A 17,752-nucleotide genomic window follows, 5' to 3' on the forward strand; every position below is an offset into this window, starting at 1 on the left:
CTTAACTTCTCTATAATTAAACTAACGGCTTGCTTAGTTATTGGAATTCTAATCGCTTTTTTTATAGCAATTCCAGTATCTATTATTTTGTATGCCACAGTTTTTCTACTGCTATTACTAACGCTACTCTTTTTTATTTCTAAAAATAAAAGGACTAAAAACGTATGGTTTGGTATTGTTAGCTTTCTAACAATGATTTGTATTGGACTACTTGTAACCAATTTCCATAACGAAAAACTAAATAGTAACAACTATACAAATATTGATTCTAATAAAAAGTTAATCACTTTTAGAATTCGATCGACTTTAAAATCTGGTAATTATAATGATAAGTATATTGTTGATGTTTTAAAAATTGCTGATCTTTCTGTTTCAGGAAAAGCGCTACTTAATGTATCAAGAGACAGTTTAAACAAAGTTTTAAAAGTTGATAACGTATATGTTACTTCGGAAGGTTTTCAACCTATTGTAGCAACTATAAATCCATATCAGTTTAATTATAGAAGCTATCTTGAAAAGCAATATGTTTTTAAGCAACTGTATGTAAAACCTAGAAGGCTTTTCCGCGTAAGCGAAAACAAACATACTATTTTTGGTTATGCAGATTTAGTTAGAGAAACTATTAATACCAAATTAAAAACTTATGATTTTGAGCCTGATGTTTTAGCGATTATTAATGCGCTTATTTTAGGGCAACGCCAAGATCTTAGCAAAGATATTTACGATAGCTACACAGATGCTGGAGCTGTGCATATTCTTGCTGTTTCTGGTCTTCATGTCGCTTTAATACTGTTACTCCTTAATTTTGCATTAAAGCCTTTAAAACGTTTTAAATATGGTAAAGAAATAACCATTATTATTTTAGTGGTATTAATGTGGAGTTTTGCAATTATTGCTGGTCTATCTGCTTCGGTAACTCGTGCAGTTACTATGTTTAGTATTATTGCTATTGGTATGCATTTACGACGCCCTACAAATATTTATAATACATTAGCTATTTCAATATTTGTATTGCTACTGTTTAAACCTTTATTTTTATTTGATGTTGGTTTCCAACTAAGTTACTTGGCTGTTGTTGCTATTGTTGCAATACAACCTAGATTAGTAAAGCTTTGGCAACCTAAAAACTTCATTCTATCTAAGGTTTGGGATTATTTTACAGTTGGTATTGCTGCACAATTTGGAGTTGTACCTATTAGCTTATATTATTTTCATCAATTTCCAGGTTTGTTTTTTGTTGCGAATGTTATTATAATTCCATTTTTAGGTTTCATTTTAGCTATTGGAATCTTAGTTATTATTCTTGCCTTATGCAATGCGTTACCTAAATTTCTTGTCGATGGATTCGGTTTTATTATCTCTAGCATGAATGATTTAATGAAATGGCTATCGCTACAAGAGCGCTTCTTATTTAAAGACATTTCTTTTAATGGTTGGCAGGTTATTACTGCTTACCTATTTGCAATTGCTTTTGTACAATTAGCTATCCATAAAAACTATAAATGGATGAAGCTTACTTTAGTTTCTGTTTTACTTTTTCAAGGTGTTAATCTCCATACTAAATACAATAACAATACAGAGACACTTACCATATTTCATAAAAGTAGATTAACTGTTATTGGGCAAAAGCAACAACTTAAGCTCGAGGTGTTTTCAGACTTAGATAGTCTTTCTCAATTCCATAATTTAAAAGATTACACTATTGGTAATGCCATTACAGAAGTTAGCACACATAAAACACCTGCTTTTATGCAAATTAAAAACAATACCTTATTAATTATAGATAGTTTGGGAGTTTATAACGTGAAGCAACAAAAACCAGATCATATTTTATTAATACAATCACCCAGAATAAATATGTCTAGATTAATTGACTCTTTACAACCTAAACAAATTATTGCAGATGGTAGTAATTACAAATCTTATGTTGCACGATGGAGAGCGACTTGTACAAAACAAAAAATCCCTTTTCACTATACTGGTGAAAAGGGAGCTTTTGTAATAGATTAACTTTAGATTTTCTCTATTTAAATTCTGGTTTAAAATTTTTAAAATACTCATTAAATTTTGCTTGAGTATCCATACCTGTATGTTCGTTTTTCTTAAACATTTTTAAATACAATTCTAATTGTTGTGGTTTTTTATAACCGATAATAGGCGCAATAAATTCTGCATTTTCATCTAAAAACAAAATAGTTGGGTACGAACGAATACTAAAAAAACGTGCTAATTCGTGTCCAGAATTTCTACGTTTTGCTTTAGCAGGATCGTAACCAGGATTAGAAAATGTTTTATCTTTAAATTTTACCACATCATTACCTTCGGCATCAAACTTCACAGCATAAAAATTATCGCTTACGTATTTAGCTACGTCTTTATTAGCAAATGTATTTTTATCTAACATTTTACAAGGGCCACACCAAGAGGTGTACATATCCATCATTATTTTTTTAGGATTTTCCTTTTGAAGTTCTACAGCTTCTTCAAGTGTTATCCAATTAATTTCTTGAGCCGATATCGTTACAGTTGCAAAAACCGTAAACAATGCTATGATAATGTGTTTTTTCATTTTACTAATTTATTTTTCTTTGTAGTCGCAAATAGTGTTCCAAAGTTACGAAAAAAACAAAACGCCTCAATAGAGGCGTTTTGTTAAAGTTTTATATTTATAAACTTATCTGATACCGTGCATCATCTTTATTAGAGTTCTGTTTAAAATTAACATAACAATCCCTGCTCCAATAGGTATTAATGTAAATAATAAAAAGAATGTAGTCATTCCATATTCTTCCACGATTGGATCAATATAACTACCTGTAATTCCTGCTAAGGTATTAGCTATAAAGTTTGCAACAAACCAAACACCGAACATTAATCCAACGAGTTTCGCTGGCGCTAACTTACTTACATAAGATAAACCTACTGGTGAAACACATAACTCTCCAAGAGTGTGAAATAAATAAGCAACAATTAAGAAAATCATACTAACAGAAGCTGTTTTTGCACCTAAAGGTATTCCCATAGATCCAAAAGCTAAAATTCCAAAACCAAAACCTAATAATATTAATCCAATAGCAAATTTAACCGGTCCTGATGGGTTTAATTTACTTTCCCAAACTTTAGAGAATAAAGGAGCAAAAGCAATAATGAAAAATGAATTTAAAATACCAAACCAAGAAGCTGGAACTTCTGCCGATTCTGAAGTAAATTCTCTATATAACATCCATATTACTATAGCCCAAATAATAACAAAACTTATTCCTAATAGTATATTTGATAAAGAATATTTTGAAAATGTTTGCTTAAATAACATTGCCAATACCCATGTAATAATTACCATTGGTATTATAGTTAGTAATGTATTAAATATTTTAAAAATTAATGCTCCATTACCTTCTAAAACTCTATCGGTATAATCATTAGCAAAAATGGTCATAGAACCACCCGCTTGTTCAAATGCCCACCAAAAGAAAATAGTAAAAAAGGCTAAAACTCCTATTACAATTAATCTATCTCTAGTTACTTTTGAAGAATTTGCATCATCTTTAACTTCTTCTATCACTTCAACAGTTTCTTCTAATGAATCTTCAATAGCATCATCGAAATCTAAAGTGTTTTTAGGCGACAATCCTATTCTACCAAATATCTTTTGAGCAAAATAAAACTGTAACATTCCAATAAACATAAAAATTCCAGCTAAACCAAAACCATAATGCCAGCCAACTTTTTCTCCAATATAGCCACATAAAAGAATACCTAAAAATGCACCAGCATTAATACCCATATAAAAAATAGTATAACCAGCATCTTTTTCTTTTCCTTGTCCTTTATAAAGTTGCCCAACCATAGAAGAGATATTCGGTTTGAATAATCCATTTCCTAAAATTAACAAAATTAAACCAACATAGAAAAACATTGAAGTTGCACCTTCTAAAGCCATGGAAGCATGTCCCAACGTCATTAAAAGTGCTCCTAAAACAACAGCATTTCTATAGCCCATAATTTTATCAGCAATTAAACCTCCAAAAATAGGGGTAATATAAACCAGACCTGTATACAAAGCATAAAGCTGCAATGCTTCTGCTCTTTCCCAGCCCCATCCACCTTCTTCAAGTATAGACGACACTAAAAATAAAACTAATAAAGCTCGCATTCCATAATAAGAAAAGCGTTCCCACATTTCTGTAAAAAATAAAACAAACAATCCAGATGGATGTCCTAATACGGTTCTTTGATTAGTTTCTGAACCTCCAAATTTAAATTCCATATATAATTATATTATTTATTATTAATTAATCTATTCTTTTTTATCTCCTAAAGTACGATCTATAAAATTAGTCATTTTTGTATATAAATGCTTTCTAGTATTACCTCCGTAAATACCATGATTTTTGTCTGGATAAATCATCCATTCAAATTGTTTATCAGCTTGAATTAATGCTTCAACCATACGCATTGTATTTTGCACATGTACATTATCGTCTCCTGTTCCATGGATTAACAAAAAGTCTCCTTTTAATTTATCGACATGGTTTATAGGCGAATTATCATCGTAACCGCTTGCATTTTCTTGAGGCGTTGTCATGTAGCGTTCTGTATAAATAGAATCGTAGAATCTCCAGCTTGTAACTGGTGCAACAGCAATTGCCATTTTAAAAACATCGTTTCCTTTAAACAATGCATTACTAGACATAAAGCCTCCATAACTCCATCCCCAAATACCCATTCTTGAAGCATCTATGTAATTACGCTTTCCTAATAATTTAGCTGCTTCTATTTGATCTTCAACCTCAAATTTCCCTAATTCTTTTTGTGTTACTTTTTTAAAGTCGGCACCTTTAAATCCTGTTCCTCTTCCATCAATACAAGCAACAATGTAACCTTTTTGAGCTAACATTTGGTACCAATAATCGTTAGCGCTATTCCATTTATTTGCTACCTGCTGTGAACCTGGTCCAGAATATTGAAACATAAAAAGCGGATACTCTTTAGTGGCATCAAAATTTGCAGGCTTAATCATCCACATATTTAAATCGTTACCATTTATATTAATTGTAGTAAACTCTTTTTTAGAAGTTGTAAACTCTGAAACCTTCTTAGCTAAAACTTCGTTATCCTTTATGTTTTTTACCACATCTCCATTTACAGCACTATTTAATGTGTATTTTGGAGGTGTTGCTGCACTAGAGAAAGTATTAATAAAGTATGTGAAATCTGCGCTAAAATCGGCATTATTGGTTCCTGTAGTTTTTGTTAATCGTTTTTTATCTGTACCCTTAAGATTAATTGAATATACATCTCTATTTATAGAACCATTCTCTACAGATTGGTAATAAATATTATTTGTTTTAGCATCGAAACCATAATAATTAGTGACTTCCCAATTCCCTTTTGTTACTTGATTTATTAGATTCCCTTTTTTATCATAATGATAGATATGATTATATCCATCCTTTTCACTAGTCCAAATAAAACTATTATCCTCTAAAAACGTTAAATTATCTGTTACATCTACATAAGCTTTGTCTTTTTCTGCAACAGCTAAATCGGCTTTATTTTTAATAGCATCAATTAACCATAAATCTAATTCGTCTTGATGACGATTCATATACTGAGCACTTAATACGTTAGCATTGTTAGACCACTTAATTCTTGGAATATAAAAATCGCTATATGCTTTATCGACTTTCACTTCGGTAGTTTTATCTTTATTTAAATCGTGAATATGTAATGAAACTATAGCATTAGCCTCACCTGCTTTAGGGTATTTAAAAACAGTCTGTGTTTGGTATAAGTCTTTACCATAAACATCCATTGAAAATTCTGGAACATTTGTTTCATCAAAACGAATAAATGCTATTTTATCACTATTGGCATTCCATTCGAAAGCACGAACAAAGCCAAATTCTTCTTCGTAAACCCAATCGGTAATACCGTTAATAATTTTATTTTTTACACCATCTGCAGTAAACTGAGTCGTTTTACCAGAAACTAAATCTTTCATGTATAGGTTATTGTTTAACCCAAAAGCCACCTTTTTTCCATCTGGAGAAAACGTTGGTTCTTGAATTTTATCATCAGAAATTGAAGTTAAACTATTCGTTACAGTATTAAACACATAATAGTTAGCTAAAGTAGAACGTCTAAAAATCGACTCTTGATTAGTAGCTAAAAGTACTTGAGACTCATCGTCGCTAAAGGTATAATCTGTAAAATACTTTATATCTTCTAAGCTAGAAGAATTTACTAAAGTTTTTACTTTTTTAAGTGTTTTATAATCGTAAATATCTATTGCTGTCGAGCCGTTTGCTCTATCAAAATTTAAAACTGAGTATTCTTGACCATTCTTTAAAGAATGTAAAGCGTCTAATCTCTCGGTTCTAAAAGTACCATTAGACCATATGTCTTCTAGGCCTATAGATTTGTTTTGCGCTGTAGATAAAGTAGTTACTAATAAGCAGAAAAATGCTAAATATTTAGATAAAATCATTAAGAATAATTTATTAATAAAATAATGTCAAGTTTACTAAAAATTAAGCAAAAAACCCTAATTATTAACAGTTAATTCATGTTTCAAAAAAGCAAAAAGATTTAGATTATAATTTCATCAATCTAACTCTGCAACAAAATAACGAACGTTTAGTATCTTCGCACCTATAAATAACACTTAATGAGCGCAACAATTTCTGGTTTCTCAAAACTATCAAAATCCGAAAAAATAGATTGGATAGTTAACAACTACCTTTCAAATTCTGAGGCAGCAAAACAAACTATCACACAATATTTTAATGCCGATGGTAAGCTACAACAGCTTCACGATGAGTTTATAGAAAATACTATTTCAAATTATTACTTACCACTTGGTGTTGCACCTAATTTTGAAATTAACGGTAAAACTTATGCTATTCCAATGGCAATTGAAGAAAGCTCGGTTGTTGCTGCTGCTAGTAATGCTGCTAAATTTTGGATGAAACGCGGTGGCTTTAAAGCCGAAGTATTATCTACCACAAAAATTGGACAAGTTCATTTTATGTTCGATGGTAATTTTGACGATTTAAAACAATATTTCGACACTATTAAACCAAAACTAATAGCAGACACTAAAGCTATTACTGCCAATATGGAAAAGCGTGGTGGTGGTATTTTAGATATTGAGTTACGAAACAAAACTGAGGATTTAGACAACTATTATCAGCTTCACGCAACCTTTGAAACATTGGATGCTATGGGAGCCAATTTTATAAACTCGTGCTTAGAACAGTTTGCAAAAACGTTTAAAGCTGAAGCTGAAAAACACCTGAGTACTCCAATAGAGATTGTAATGAGTATCCTTTCTAATTACGTTCCAGATTGTCTTGTTCGTGTAGAAGTCTCTTGTAAAGTAGAAGATTTAAAAGACAAAGGCATTAGTGGTAAAGCTTTCGCCGAAAAATTTGTTCGTGCAGTTAATATTGCAGAAGTAGAACCGCATAGAGCAGTAACACATAATAAAGGCATTATGAACGGCATTGACGCTGTTGTATTAGCTACAGGAAACGATTTTAGAGCAGTTGAAGCTGGAGTACATGCTTTTGCTATAAAAAACGGCAAATACACTAGTTTAACACATGCCAAGATTCAAAATGATGTTTTCACCTTTTGGATGGAGATACCATTAGCATTAGGAACCGTTGGTGGGCTAACAGGATTACATCCTTTAGTAAAAGTGGCTTTAGACATTTTAGGAAAACCATCCGCTAAAGAACTCATGCAAATTGTAGCCGTTGCTGGACTTGCACAAAATTTTGCTGCTTTACGTTCTTTAACTACAACCGGAATTCAAGAAGGCCATATGAAAATGCATTTAATGAATATATTAAACCAATTCAATGCAACTAATGATGAAAAGGAAGTGATAGTAAATCATTTTAAGACCAATACAGTTACACATAGTGCTGTTGTTACTGAAATTGAAAAACTAAGGCAATAATGCAAACCTTCTATAGTCACGGGAAATTACTACTTACTGCTGAATATGTTGTACTTGATGGCGCAACAGCCTTAGCTTTACCTACAAAATTTGGACAAACACTAACTGTTGAAATTATTGATGAGGCAAAGTTGGCTTGGCAAAGTATTGATAGTGAAGGACGAATTTGGTTTGAGGACGAATTTACATTTTTAAATGGAGAGATTACAATACCGCACACTATTTGTAATGACGTTAGTAAAAGGCTTATAGAAATATTAAACGCTGCAAAAACACTTAATCCTGATTTTCTTAAAGGTGAAAAAGGTTATACAGTAAGTTCAAAATTAGAATTTCCAAATGATTGGGGATTAGGCTCTTCTTCTACCCTTCTAAACAATATTGCACAATGGGCAAATATTGATGCTTTTGCATTGTCTAATGCTACTTTTGGTGGTAGTGGTTACGATATTGCTTGTGCACAAAACGACTCGGCAATTGTTTATCAAATAGAAAACTCTAAGCCTTTAATTAAAAGCATCTCTTTTAATAAAGAATTTCAAGATCGATTATTTTTTGTTCATTTAAATAGAAAACAAAATAGCAGAGATTCTATAAACATGTATAGAGATAACAAAACTAATACTAAAGTTATTATTCAAAAAATAAACAGTATAACTTCTAAATTAATTGCTTCAGATTCTATAATTACTTTTAACGCTTTAATTGAAGAACATGAGCGTTTAATAGGAGAAATAACTAACCAAACACCAATTAAGAAACGCTTGTTTAATGATTTTAAAAATCAAATTAAGAGCCTTGGAGGATGGAATGGTGACTTTGTTCTAGCTACAGGCGAAAAAGAATATATTGACTCTTATTTTGCATCAAAAGGTTACACTACCATAGTTAGCTTTAAGGATATGATTCTGTAGCTACTTAAAAACAGTAATAACTCACTAACAAAACAAAAATCTACTTAACCAATACATATATAAGTTTCTAACTTTAATCCATAAAAAAAAGCCTCGCAATGCGAGGCTTTTTAATTTTATATTCAGTTTAATACTATTGTACTGTTTTAGCTCTATAATCTTCAATCTCTGAAGCTTCTTTTAAAGCATTATATAATCTAGTATTAATTGCCGTTGATTTTGCAAGTGCTACTTGGTTAGCAGAAGACTGGTAGTTTTCTAACTTAACAGCTGGAGTCTTTTTTGTTAACTCAACCATATAAACACCTTTTGTTCCTGTAATTAATTTAGAAGATTGTCCTTCTTCAAGACCAAAAGCAGTTCCAACTACAAGTGGCTCTAAACCTGCTCCTGCAATTGTTGGATTTTTCATATTAATAGCTAATGCTGTTTTTACTGTTTGATTCTCTGCTGCTGCAAGATCTGTAAGTGAATTAGCGTTTACTCTTTCTTTAATTAATTTAGCTTTCTTTTCTTTTCTAATTTCTGGTAAAGCTGTTACAGATGCATCTTCAATATTCATTAAACCTGCCTCGTTTTTACCTGTTACTTGAGCAACAATATAACCTGTAGTTGTTTCAAAACGTTTTGTATCACCAACTTCAGTATTATCTTCAAAAGTCCAACGTACTAATTCTCTTAATGGCCCAACACCAGGAATGTTTTCATCTAACTCTTTAATAGTATTAACTGGGCTAACACTTAAGTTACTTGCTTTTGCAGCTTCTTGAAAATCTTGATTCCCTAATGAAACTTCAAAGTTAGTTGCTGTTCTAAATACTGCATTCTCTGTATCTACAGAAGGCTCAATAACTCTCTCTATAGTTGCTACTTTGTATGCTGTATCTTCGTTTTTCTTATCGTCTATTCTAATAACATGGTATCCAAATTTAGTTTCAACAACATCTATACTTCCTGCTTTGTTAAAGAATAAGAAGTTTGCGAAATCAGGATCGAATCCTGCTGGATTATAGTTAGATAAACGGAACCATCCAATACTTCCGTCTTTTCCTTTAGAACCGTCTGTATTAATTTCGTTTGCTATTTCTGCGTATTTCGTTTTATTATTTTTAACTAAGTTAAAAATACTATCTGCAGATACTTTTGCTTGCGCTTTAGTTTTTGTTGTTTCAGCATTTGCTGCTTGAGAACCAACAAAAGGAATAAGTATGTGGCTAGACTGAATAGAATCTGCTAATACTTTTCTATCTAAAAGTTTAGTGATTTTAAAAGTCTTACCATCTTTATAAGGACCGTAAACCGAACCTACAGTTAATTTAGAAATACTATCTTTTACTCCGTTTGGAAAGCTAGATGCATAAACAAATTTATCTTCAAATTTTACAGCTCCATCAGTTTCAGCATTTACTAAAGTAATCGCTTGCTCTTCGTTCATTTCTAAAAAGCCAGGATTTTTTTCTGTTTGCTTTGTTGTTTCATTGTAAACATCTCCTCCTTTTATAAATGAAATTAATTCATTTTCAAGAGTAGTTTCATCTTCTAAAGAAGCAACATTTTCAAATTTTACATATTGTAAATTTCTTGATGCTTCAGCTTCATATTTATTCTTATTATTATTAATATATGTAGTTATTTCAGATTTAGAAACAGAAATAGTACTATCTGGAATAGTTGCATAAGGAATAGATACATATTTAATATCTACTAAGTCATTTTGCAATTTGTGCTCTAATTCACCTTCAGCCAAAGTAGCATTAGATGCTGCTTTAATCATATTAATATAATTTTGCTGTAATGCACCTGAAGCAATACTTTCTTCTCCAAGCACCCATCTGTTATAGAAATCATTATTAGGAGAATTCTTTAAATCTAAAATATACTGATTAAGTAAAGACTCATCGAAAATACCATCAGCATTTAAAAACTGAGGACTACTAGCGTATGTTGTCTTTAACAAATCACGCATTTGCTCTCTACCAACAGTTAAACCTAACTCGTTAAATTGAGATTCCATTACAGATTGTCTTACTTCTGCATCGAAAACTTGATTCATGATTTGAGATTGCGTAGCATTAGGATTGTTACGTGCCTCTACTTGAGCCATAAATGCTTGACGAGAAATGTCTTTTCCATTAATAGTAGCAACTACATCTGGAGATTTGTTAAATAATGCATCTTTATTATCAAAAAGGCTCGATAATATAAACGCGAATAGCGCTAATGCGATTACTAAAATTAGTACAACTGTTTTCTGTCTTATCTTATTTAAAATTGCCATCTGTTGAAATAGATTGTATTCTGTTATTGTTAAAATATAGTGGGCGAAAATACCATTTTCTATTTAATAATAAAAGCAGAAATTGGCAATAATTTTAGAATTATTGAAATGAAGTGTTTATTTATGAAAAATCCTGCAGTATTATAGCGATTTCCTTACTAATCGTCTGTTTTAACTTTTAAAGACACCAAATCTATTTTAGTATTTGAGACTTCTAAGATTTTAAACTGAAAATTCTCTGTAGTCACAATATCGTTTTGTTGTGGTATTTTCTCAGTGTGATCCACAATTAATCCTCCAAGCGTTTCGTAGTTTTCGCCTTCTGGTAGGTTTAACTTATGTGTTTCGTTTAAATAATCGACTTCTAATCGTGCCGAAAATATAAAGTTTAAATCGTCTATTTTCTCTTCTCTTAATACTACTGTATCGTGTTCGTCTTCTATTTCACCTAAAAGTTCTTCAACAATATCTTCAACCGTCATTATACCAGAAGTTCCACCGTACTCGTCTAAAACGACTGCAATACTCTTACGTTTTTTTATAAGCACATTTAAAATATCGTTTGCTAACATTGTTTCTGGAACAAACTCAACAGGTAAAACCATTGCTTTAATAGTTTTTGGTTTTTTAAACAACTCGAAAGCATGTGCATAACCAACAATATCGTCTATAGTCTCTTTATAAATTAATATTTTAGACATTCCTGTTTCTATAAACAGGGCGCTTAAATTTACAACAGTGTCATTGATTTCTAAAGCTATAATCTCTGTACGAGGTATCATAACTTCACGCGCTTTAACCTCTGCAAACTCTAAAGCATTTTGAAAGATTTGAATCTCTGAATCCACATCGTCGTGAGCATCTATAGATTCCATTTGCTCACTTATATAATTTCCTAATTCTAACTTTGTAAATGCCAATTGTACTTGATCTCCTTCGGTTTTGAAGAATTTTTTAAGCACAAAATCTGAGATCCAAAGTACAAAGTCTGATATAAAAGTGAATAACAAATAAAACAAATATGCAGGAAAAGCTAAGACCTTGATTAACGTATTACTATAAATTTGAAAAAAAACCTTAGGAAGGAATTCTGCTGTAAACAAAATTACCAATGTTGATATTATAGTTTGAGAAAACAGACTTAAATCTGTTAGTAAATAACTTAAAAATGCGTAATTACTAACTAATGAAGCAAACCACTTTACTAGTAAGTCTCCCATAAAAAAACCATAAATAACCAGTGCTATATTGTTACCAATAAGCATTGTTGCTATAAACTTAGATGGTTTTGCTGTTAACTTTGAAAGAATATTAGCTAAAAAATCGTCTTGCTTTTTTTCTATTTCAATATGAATTTTATTGGCAGAAACATAAGCTATCTCCATTCCAGAGAAAAATGCCGACAATAATAACGACACTATAATAATAACGATAATTAGTGTTGTGGACATTTATTGTTTATTATTTCTGTCTTCATATTTTTTATGAAAACGCCTTCTAAAGAAAAACATAAATATGGCTAATGCAAATAAAAATAAAGACAAGTAAGCTTGACTTCTATCTTCATTCCAAGTCATTATGCAATCGTATAAAAAAAACACACCTGCAATAATATAGATGTACTGTGAGAATTTTAAGTATTTCATTGTTTATATAAATCCTTTTATTAAACAACACATGTATTAACACCGCTGCTTATAAATATAATTAATTTGTAGTAGTAAAGATATGTAAAATTTTGAAGTGTACTATAATTAATACAATCTTGTATTATTCACTAACGGCAAAAAGTCCACTTATTTCAAGAACTTCGGCTTTAGTGAAATCGCGATCAGAATCGAAACCTTTACCTTTTGTAAGGTAGTCTTTAGACTTATATTCTACTGGCAAATTAGTAAATAGCCATTCTTTTTTTTGATCGAAAAATAATTGATCTGCGTATAAACTATCACCTTCATGAGTAGAGACTATAACATTATCTTGCAAATCTATTACATCTGTATCACTGTATATAATTGCATAGTCTGCTACTATTGTTGTACGTTGGTTTAACTCATCGAATATATGTAGTTTAACACCTTCTGGAAATTCAGAATAGCCAAACTTTCTATTTTCATAATCTAATAATTTTGGACTTATTAAGTTAGCAACCACACGCCCAGAATCTGTACGTTTAGCATTTACGTTTACACCTACACCTTGTGGTTCGTTATCGCTAACACCAATTTTATTAACTTCTTTAAAGTTGTTTGTACAAGAAAAAAACAAAGTCATAGCTATTGCTATGACTCCGTTTTTAATATTATATATTTTACCTAGTTCCATTAAATAGAAGGCACTGTTATACTTCTTCCAATCCAACATCCAATTTTAATTGTTTTTCCAGACATACCTGCTGAAAAAATATCTTGTTTAGATGGTGCTAATGCTCTGTATTTATCAGCAAGAGAACTACTTGATTTTGCAGCTTCGTTTGCAGCTAACCAAAAGATTGCTCTTTTTTCGAAGTTAGTAGTTCCACAACTTTTAACACTTGCAGCATACATAGCAGCTATTTGCTGGTATGGTTTTGTATCTGCTGGGTTTTGTTGAGCAGCCTTGTTAAAGTAAGTTCTAGCTTGACCATAACTTCCTTTGCTTTTAAACTCTAATGCTAAATTATAGTTAAGTTTAGCTAATTTTAATGGATCTGTTTCTAATCTAAAGATTTCATCTAAATATTTTTGCTCTCCAGTTATTCCGTATAAGTACTTAGCAACATCTGCTGTAGGCTCTAAAGAATACTTTTGCTTAACAACTTTTACAAACATTGGATCTGTTTTACAACCCTTAGCATATAACTTGTTCATTGCTCTTTGTAACCAAACACCATCGTTTTTGTTAGCCTCGTAATCTCTTTGGTAAATTGGAATTAAAACTTCGCAATTTGCTCTATCTCCTAATTCTTGCTCTACACTACCTGATATCTTATCGAAAGCGGCTAAAGTTTGAGTATAAAATCTTTTATGAGACTCTTCTTTACTAGATAAGTTCTCTCCTTTAGCAATAAATTCGTTTAATTTAATTGAATTTTCTTCAACTTCAGTTTCAATTTTATCAACTACATCATCATACTTATTAAACAACTCTTGAGGTGTTTTTTGTCCTTTGTCATATAAGCTTACCATCATTTTGAAATAAACGTATAATCCTTTTGGGCTTTCAAAGTTTTTTAAATCTGATTTGTAAACAGCATCAAACTCATTATAAATTTGCTCATCTGTTAAACCTAATAATTCTCTATTATCGTATCTAAGCATTACTTTTTTAGTTTCATACTTACCTACTGCAGATTTTCTAGCGTAATTTTCCATTCTAGAATCCCATAATGCAGATAACTCATTTATGTATTCAACCTTCTTTGCATCTGTAGTAGCAGCGTCAAAAAGACCTTCAAACATATCCTCACCATACTTATAAATAGCAGATTGGTTAAATTTAGGGCAATCATTTATTGCTTTTTTATAATATGGTAATGCTTCTGTAAACTTATCTGCTTTAACTGTCTCAACAAATAAAGACAGGTTTACCGTACAGTCTTCATTACTTGTTTGAGCTAAACCTGAGTTTAATCCCAAAAATAGTATAGCAATTATTAGTGTAATGTTAATTTTCATAATCTTAATGTTTGTGTTATTAGTTGAATTTTCTTTTTTCGAACCACCTATCGTTTAACGATAAACTAATTTTAAATTTCACAAAATTCTCTTGTATTAAATTAGCGTTAGTTGTACCACGTTTACCTATTTCAAAACCAAAATTAGCATTCGAGAACGGCTCTCTATTTGTTCCCGCTGGTAATCCTACTCCAAAAGATATGCCAAACTCTTTAATCGATTGGTTTTCTATTTGTAATCCCGTATTTTCAAAACGCAAACCTCCTCTGTAAACAACACGGCTCCAGTAACTTGTAAAAGAATTATACTTTGGAATAAAAAAACCACCTAAAGATAAAGTTGAAGCATCTTCGAAGGTAGTAGCTGTGTTTTGATATAATACATTAGAAAACTTACTCGTATTTTGTGTTGTATATTCTATTCCTGCAAACCATTTTCTTGGCGCTCCAATTCCTCCTCCAAAAGATAATCTAGATGGAAGTGTTAAACTTGTGTCATCTAACCCGTTTGCAGCTAAATCTGCTTCAATTGTATCTAATTCAAATTCTTCTCCAGTAGAGTTATTTATAGTAATTGTAGAAAAAGATCGCTCATTAGCAGAACTAAGATCACTTGATGGCGCATAAGTTACGGCCGACTGTAATTCTAGCTTATCTGTAATCATTGCTTTATAATGTAATCCAATATTAAAACTAAGACCGCTTAAGTCTGACCTATTAGTTTCTCTAGATTTTGTTTGCAAAGGATCTCCATCACTATTATAGGTATACTGTATTGTACTGTTTTGAATGTTCCCAAAATTATAATTAGCATCTACACCTGCACTTAATCCTTCTGTAATTTGGTAACCTACAGACAAAAAGGCTTTATTTAAACCACCTTCTCCTCTAAAGCGTGTATCTATATCTCCTGCATCGTTTCTTGATTCTAATCTATAACCTACAGATGTATATGGAAGTAATCCAAAACCAAAACCTAGTTTTCCAAGTGGAACTGATAATGCTAAATAATCGAAAGTAGTAGACGTAACACGATCTGTACTAGAATCTGTTTTTAACTCTGTAGATGTGTGGCTTCCTCCTACTGTAAATTTTACAGGACGGCTTTCGTTATTGTAGGTAGTAATGTTAGAACCTCCATAAGTTGCAGGGTTCCTAAAATTTATATGAATACTATCTTTATAAATACTCAATCCTCCCATGCTTACATTCTCAACAGAACCTTTAAATTTTAAAGTTCCTATACCATAAAAAGAATATGGCGAAGCTGTTGTTTCCTGAGCGTAACTTTGAATTGCAAATAATGCAATAAAAACTAATACAAGTTTTTTTATCATTAGTGTTGATTATATTGTAAAATAAAATTCAATCCTTCTAAAAGGAAATTTGAATTCGCAAATATGCTACTTTTTAATTGTTTAGACAACATTTTAGTATCTCCTCCTGTTAAAATTACTGTTAAATCTTGATATTCTGTCTTATACTGACTTATACAACCATCTATTTCGTTAAAAACACCGTTTATAACGCCAGAGTGCATAGAAGTAGCTGTAGCATCTCCAATAAAATGCTTAGGAACTTCTGTTTCTAACAACGGTAAATTAGCTGTTTGATTGTGCATTGCTTTGTATCGCATACGAATACCTGGAGAGATTGCACCACCTAAATACTCGTTATTAGCATTTATAAAATCGAAAGTTATACATGTACCCGCATCTATAATTAACACATTATTATCTGGAAACTGTTCTACAGATGCGCAAACTAACGCTATGCGATCTATACCTAAAGTATTAGGTGTACTATATAAGTTTTTAAAAGGTAGTTTGGATTTGCTTGACAATATTTGAAGCTCGAATTCTTTTTTAAGAAAATCTAAAGTATCAACATCTAACCGACCAACCGAAGAGACTATAGCATCCTTTAATTGCTTGTATTCTTTTTGAAGTTTCTTTATTTGGTTTACACAGTCCTTTGTTTCAACGCTTTTTTTATTAATTAGCTTGTTTTTTTTAAAAACAGCAAGCTTTGTATACGTATTACCTACGTCAATAATTAAATTCATATATTAAATTGAAAAACAAATCTACAAAATTGAATTATTTTTTTCTAATGTAATCTACTGATTTTATGAGCACTGAATTACACTTATTAATTTTTATGAAAAAAAAGATAAAATTTTTTAATTTTATCTTTGGTAGAACCAAAAATGAGATTATATTTGCACTCGCAATTAAATGCAACTGGTGCCTTAGCTCAGTTGGTAGAGCAAAGGACTGAAAATCCTTGTGTCCCTGGTTCGATTCCTGGAGGCACCACCAGAAAAAACCCGATTCATTTGAATCGGGTTTTTTGGTTTTATAAATTTACACAATAAATACAGTTCTGTTTATTTAAAATATTTTTTTTCAAGAGGGAGTTACAATAAAAGAAATTAATCGCCTACTTCACCTTAATAGACTGCTTACAATCTACCAAGTTAATATCCTCTGCCTCAGCATCGAACTGCTTAAGATACGGCCTAAATTCTTCTAAAATTTCTTCAACAATATAAGTTTTAAGCGGCTTATCTATAAGCCCTATACAAGAGTTAGACTCTTCTATTTTCTCTACATCCTGAGGACTAGTTGAAGAAGACAACATGTATATTCTAATACTTTTTTTATCTATACCACTTAGCTCATCAAACGCTTCTAAAAATTGAAATCCGTCCATTTCTGGCATATTAATATCTAATAATATTACATCTGGAACAAACATTGTTGGATACGCTCCTTTATCTTCAAGAATTTTTAAAAAATTAATAGCAGAACAAGCACTTGTAAATGCTCGAATATCACAACCAGTACTCAATCTCTCTATAATCTTCTGATTAACAAACAAGTCTATCTTATTATCATCAATTAACATTATATTCATACCTCTTTTTTTAATAT

Annotated in this window: 14 protein-coding genes and 1 tRNA gene; 4 read left to right on the forward strand and 11 right to left on the reverse strand. The window is 31.0% G+C overall.

From position 1 onward, the window contains the following. The first annotated feature begins 87 nt into the window (after positions 1-87). Entirely contained in the window at positions 88-2,010 is a 1,923-nt protein-coding gene (locus tag Q0935_RS07840; protein ID WP_299384657.1) for a ComEC/Rec2 family competence protein, read from the forward strand. Positions 2,011-2,023: 13 nt separating this feature from the next. Here Q0935_RS07840 and Q0935_RS07845 read toward each other — a convergent pair whose 3' ends face one another. From Q0935_RS07845 to Q0935_RS07855, 3 genes are all read right to left on the reverse strand, one after another. Then, positions 2,024-2,569 carry a thioredoxin fold domain-containing protein gene (locus Q0935_RS07845; RefSeq protein WP_299250894.1) on the reverse strand — a complete coding sequence of 182 codons (546 nt, stop codon included), beginning with the start codon at positions 2,567-2,569 and terminating at the stop codon, positions 2,024-2,026. A 105-nt stretch (positions 2,570-2,674) separates the two neighbouring features. Next, the gene (locus tag Q0935_RS07850; RefSeq protein WP_299384217.1) at positions 2,675-4,267 is read right to left on the reverse strand and encodes a peptide MFS transporter; all 1,593 of its coding nucleotides are present in this window, start codon (positions 4,265-4,267) and stop codon (positions 2,675-2,677) included. A 30-nt stretch (positions 4,268-4,297) separates the two neighbouring features. Beyond that, complete coding sequence (locus Q0935_RS07855; protein WP_299384219.1) at positions 4,298-6,490, reverse strand: S9 family peptidase; 2,193 nt, start codon at positions 6,488-6,490, stop codon at positions 4,298-4,300. A gap of 180 nt (positions 6,491-6,670) precedes the next feature. Between Q0935_RS07855 and Q0935_RS07860 the strand changes: the two genes are divergently transcribed. Both Q0935_RS07860 and Q0935_RS07865 read left to right on the forward strand, forming a co-directional pair. After that, a complete protein-coding gene (locus Q0935_RS07860; RefSeq protein WP_299384222.1) occupies positions 6,671-7,969 on the forward strand; it encodes a hydroxymethylglutaryl-CoA reductase, degradative in 1,299 nt (432 codons plus the stop codon). Beyond that, complete coding sequence (locus Q0935_RS07865) at positions 7,969-8,883, forward strand: GYDIA family GHMP kinase (protein WP_299384225.1); 915 nt, start codon at positions 7,969-7,971, stop codon at positions 8,881-8,883. Before Q0935_RS07860 ends, Q0935_RS07865 begins: the two co-directional genes overlap by 1 nt. A 133-nt stretch (positions 8,884-9,016) precedes the next feature. On the opposite strand, the gene Q0935_RS07870 is transcribed toward Q0935_RS07865, so the two are convergent. The 7 genes from Q0935_RS07870 to Q0935_RS07900 form a co-directional block, all read right to left on the reverse strand. Then, positions 9,017-11,161, reverse strand: coding sequence for a peptidylprolyl isomerase (locus tag Q0935_RS07870; RefSeq protein WP_299384228.1), 2,145 nt, complete (start codon positions 11,159-11,161; stop codon positions 9,017-9,019). Between the two features lie 158 nt (positions 11,162-11,319). Next, the gene (locus tag Q0935_RS07875; protein ID WP_299384256.1) at positions 11,320-12,612 is read right to left on the reverse strand and encodes a hemolysin family protein; all 1,293 of its coding nucleotides are present in this window, start codon (positions 12,610-12,612) and stop codon (positions 11,320-11,322) included. Beyond that, positions 12,613-12,807 (reverse strand): hypothetical protein, encoded by a 195-nt coding sequence (locus tag Q0935_RS07880; protein ID WP_299250878.1) that lies wholly within the window; start codon positions 12,805-12,807, stop codon positions 12,613-12,615. 124 nt (positions 12,808-12,931) lie between these two features. Next, positions 12,932-13,486 (reverse strand): LPS export ABC transporter periplasmic protein LptC, encoded by a 555-nt coding sequence (lptC, locus tag Q0935_RS07885; protein WP_299384260.1) that lies wholly within the window; start codon positions 13,484-13,486, stop codon positions 12,932-12,934. Beyond that, positions 13,486-14,817, reverse strand: coding sequence for a hypothetical protein (locus Q0935_RS07890; RefSeq protein WP_299384263.1), 1,332 nt, complete (start codon positions 14,815-14,817; stop codon positions 13,486-13,488). The genes lptC and Q0935_RS07890 overlap by 1 nt, the downstream gene beginning before the upstream one ends. Positions 14,818-14,836: 19 nt before the next feature. Beyond that, positions 14,837-16,153, reverse strand: coding sequence for a hypothetical protein (locus Q0935_RS07895; protein WP_299250853.1), 1,317 nt, complete (start codon positions 16,151-16,153; stop codon positions 14,837-14,839). Next, entirely contained in the window at positions 16,153-16,881 is a 729-nt protein-coding gene (locus Q0935_RS07900; RefSeq protein ID WP_299384268.1) for a type III pantothenate kinase, read from the reverse strand. The genes Q0935_RS07895 and Q0935_RS07900 overlap by 1 nt, the downstream gene beginning before the upstream one ends. A 180-nt stretch (positions 16,882-17,061) precedes the next feature. On the opposite strand from Q0935_RS07900, the gene Q0935_RS07905 reads away from it, so the two are divergent. Continuing rightward, a tRNA-Phe gene (locus Q0935_RS07905) sits at positions 17,062-17,137 on the forward strand. A 121-nt stretch (positions 17,138-17,258) separates the two neighbouring features. Here the strand turns inward: Q0935_RS07905 and Q0935_RS07910 are convergent. Continuing rightward, positions 17,259-17,735, reverse strand: a complete 477-nt coding sequence (locus Q0935_RS07910) for a response regulator (RefSeq protein ID WP_299384272.1) — start codon at positions 17,733-17,735, stop codon at positions 17,259-17,261. Positions 17,736-17,752 lie beyond the last annotated feature (17 nt).

It is taken from the genome of uncultured Lacinutrix sp., assembly GCF_947500605.1.
In the GTDB taxonomy this organism is placed as follows: domain Bacteria; phylum Bacteroidota; class Bacteroidia; order Flavobacteriales; family Flavobacteriaceae; genus Lacinutrix.

Bases quoted from the DNA above. Each gene is read 5' to 3' on its own strand.
- Q0935_RS07875 (WP_299384256.1), bottom strand. From the start codon at position 12,612: ATGTCCACAACACTAATTATCGTTATTATTATAGTGTCGTTATTATTG.
- Q0935_RS07855 (WP_299384219.1), bottom strand. From the start codon at position 6,490: ATGATTTTATCTAAATATTTAGCATTTTTCTGCTTATTAGTAACTACT.
- lptC (WP_299384260.1), bottom strand. From the start codon at position 13,486: ATGGAACTAGGTAAAATATATAATATTAAAAACGGAGTCATAGCAATA.
- Q0935_RS07870 (WP_299384228.1), bottom strand. From the start codon at position 11,161: ATGGCAATTTTAAATAAGATAAGACAGAAAACAGTTGTACTAATTTTA.
- Q0935_RS07880 (WP_299250878.1), bottom strand. From the start codon at position 12,807: ATGAAATACTTAAAATTCTCACAGTACATCTATATTATTGCAGGTGTG.
- Q0935_RS07860 (WP_299384222.1), top strand. From the start codon at position 6,671: ATGAGCGCAACAATTTCTGGTTTCTCAAAACTATCAAAATCCGAAAAA.
- Q0935_RS07845 (WP_299250894.1), bottom strand. From the start codon at position 2,569: ATGAAAAAACACATTATCATAGCATTGTTTACGGTTTTTGCAACTGTA.
- Q0935_RS07850 (WP_299384217.1), bottom strand. From the start codon at position 4,267: ATGGAATTTAAATTTGGAGGTTCAGAAACTAATCAAAGAACCGTATTA.
- Q0935_RS07895 (WP_299250853.1), bottom strand. From the start codon at position 16,153: ATGATAAAAAAACTTGTATTAGTTTTTATTGCATTATTTGCAATTCAA.
- Q0935_RS07910 (WP_299384272.1), bottom strand. From the start codon at position 17,735: ATGAATATAATGTTAATTGATGATAATAAGATAGACTTGTTTGTTAAT.
- Q0935_RS07865 (WP_299384225.1), top strand. From the start codon at position 7,969: ATGCAAACCTTCTATAGTCACGGGAAATTACTACTTACTGCTGAATAT.
- Q0935_RS07890 (WP_299384263.1), bottom strand. From the start codon at position 14,817: ATGAAAATTAACATTACACTAATAATTGCTATACTATTTTTGGGATTA.
- Q0935_RS07900 (WP_299384268.1), bottom strand. From the start codon at position 16,881: ATGAATTTAATTATTGACGTAGGTAATACGTATACAAAGCTTGCTGTT.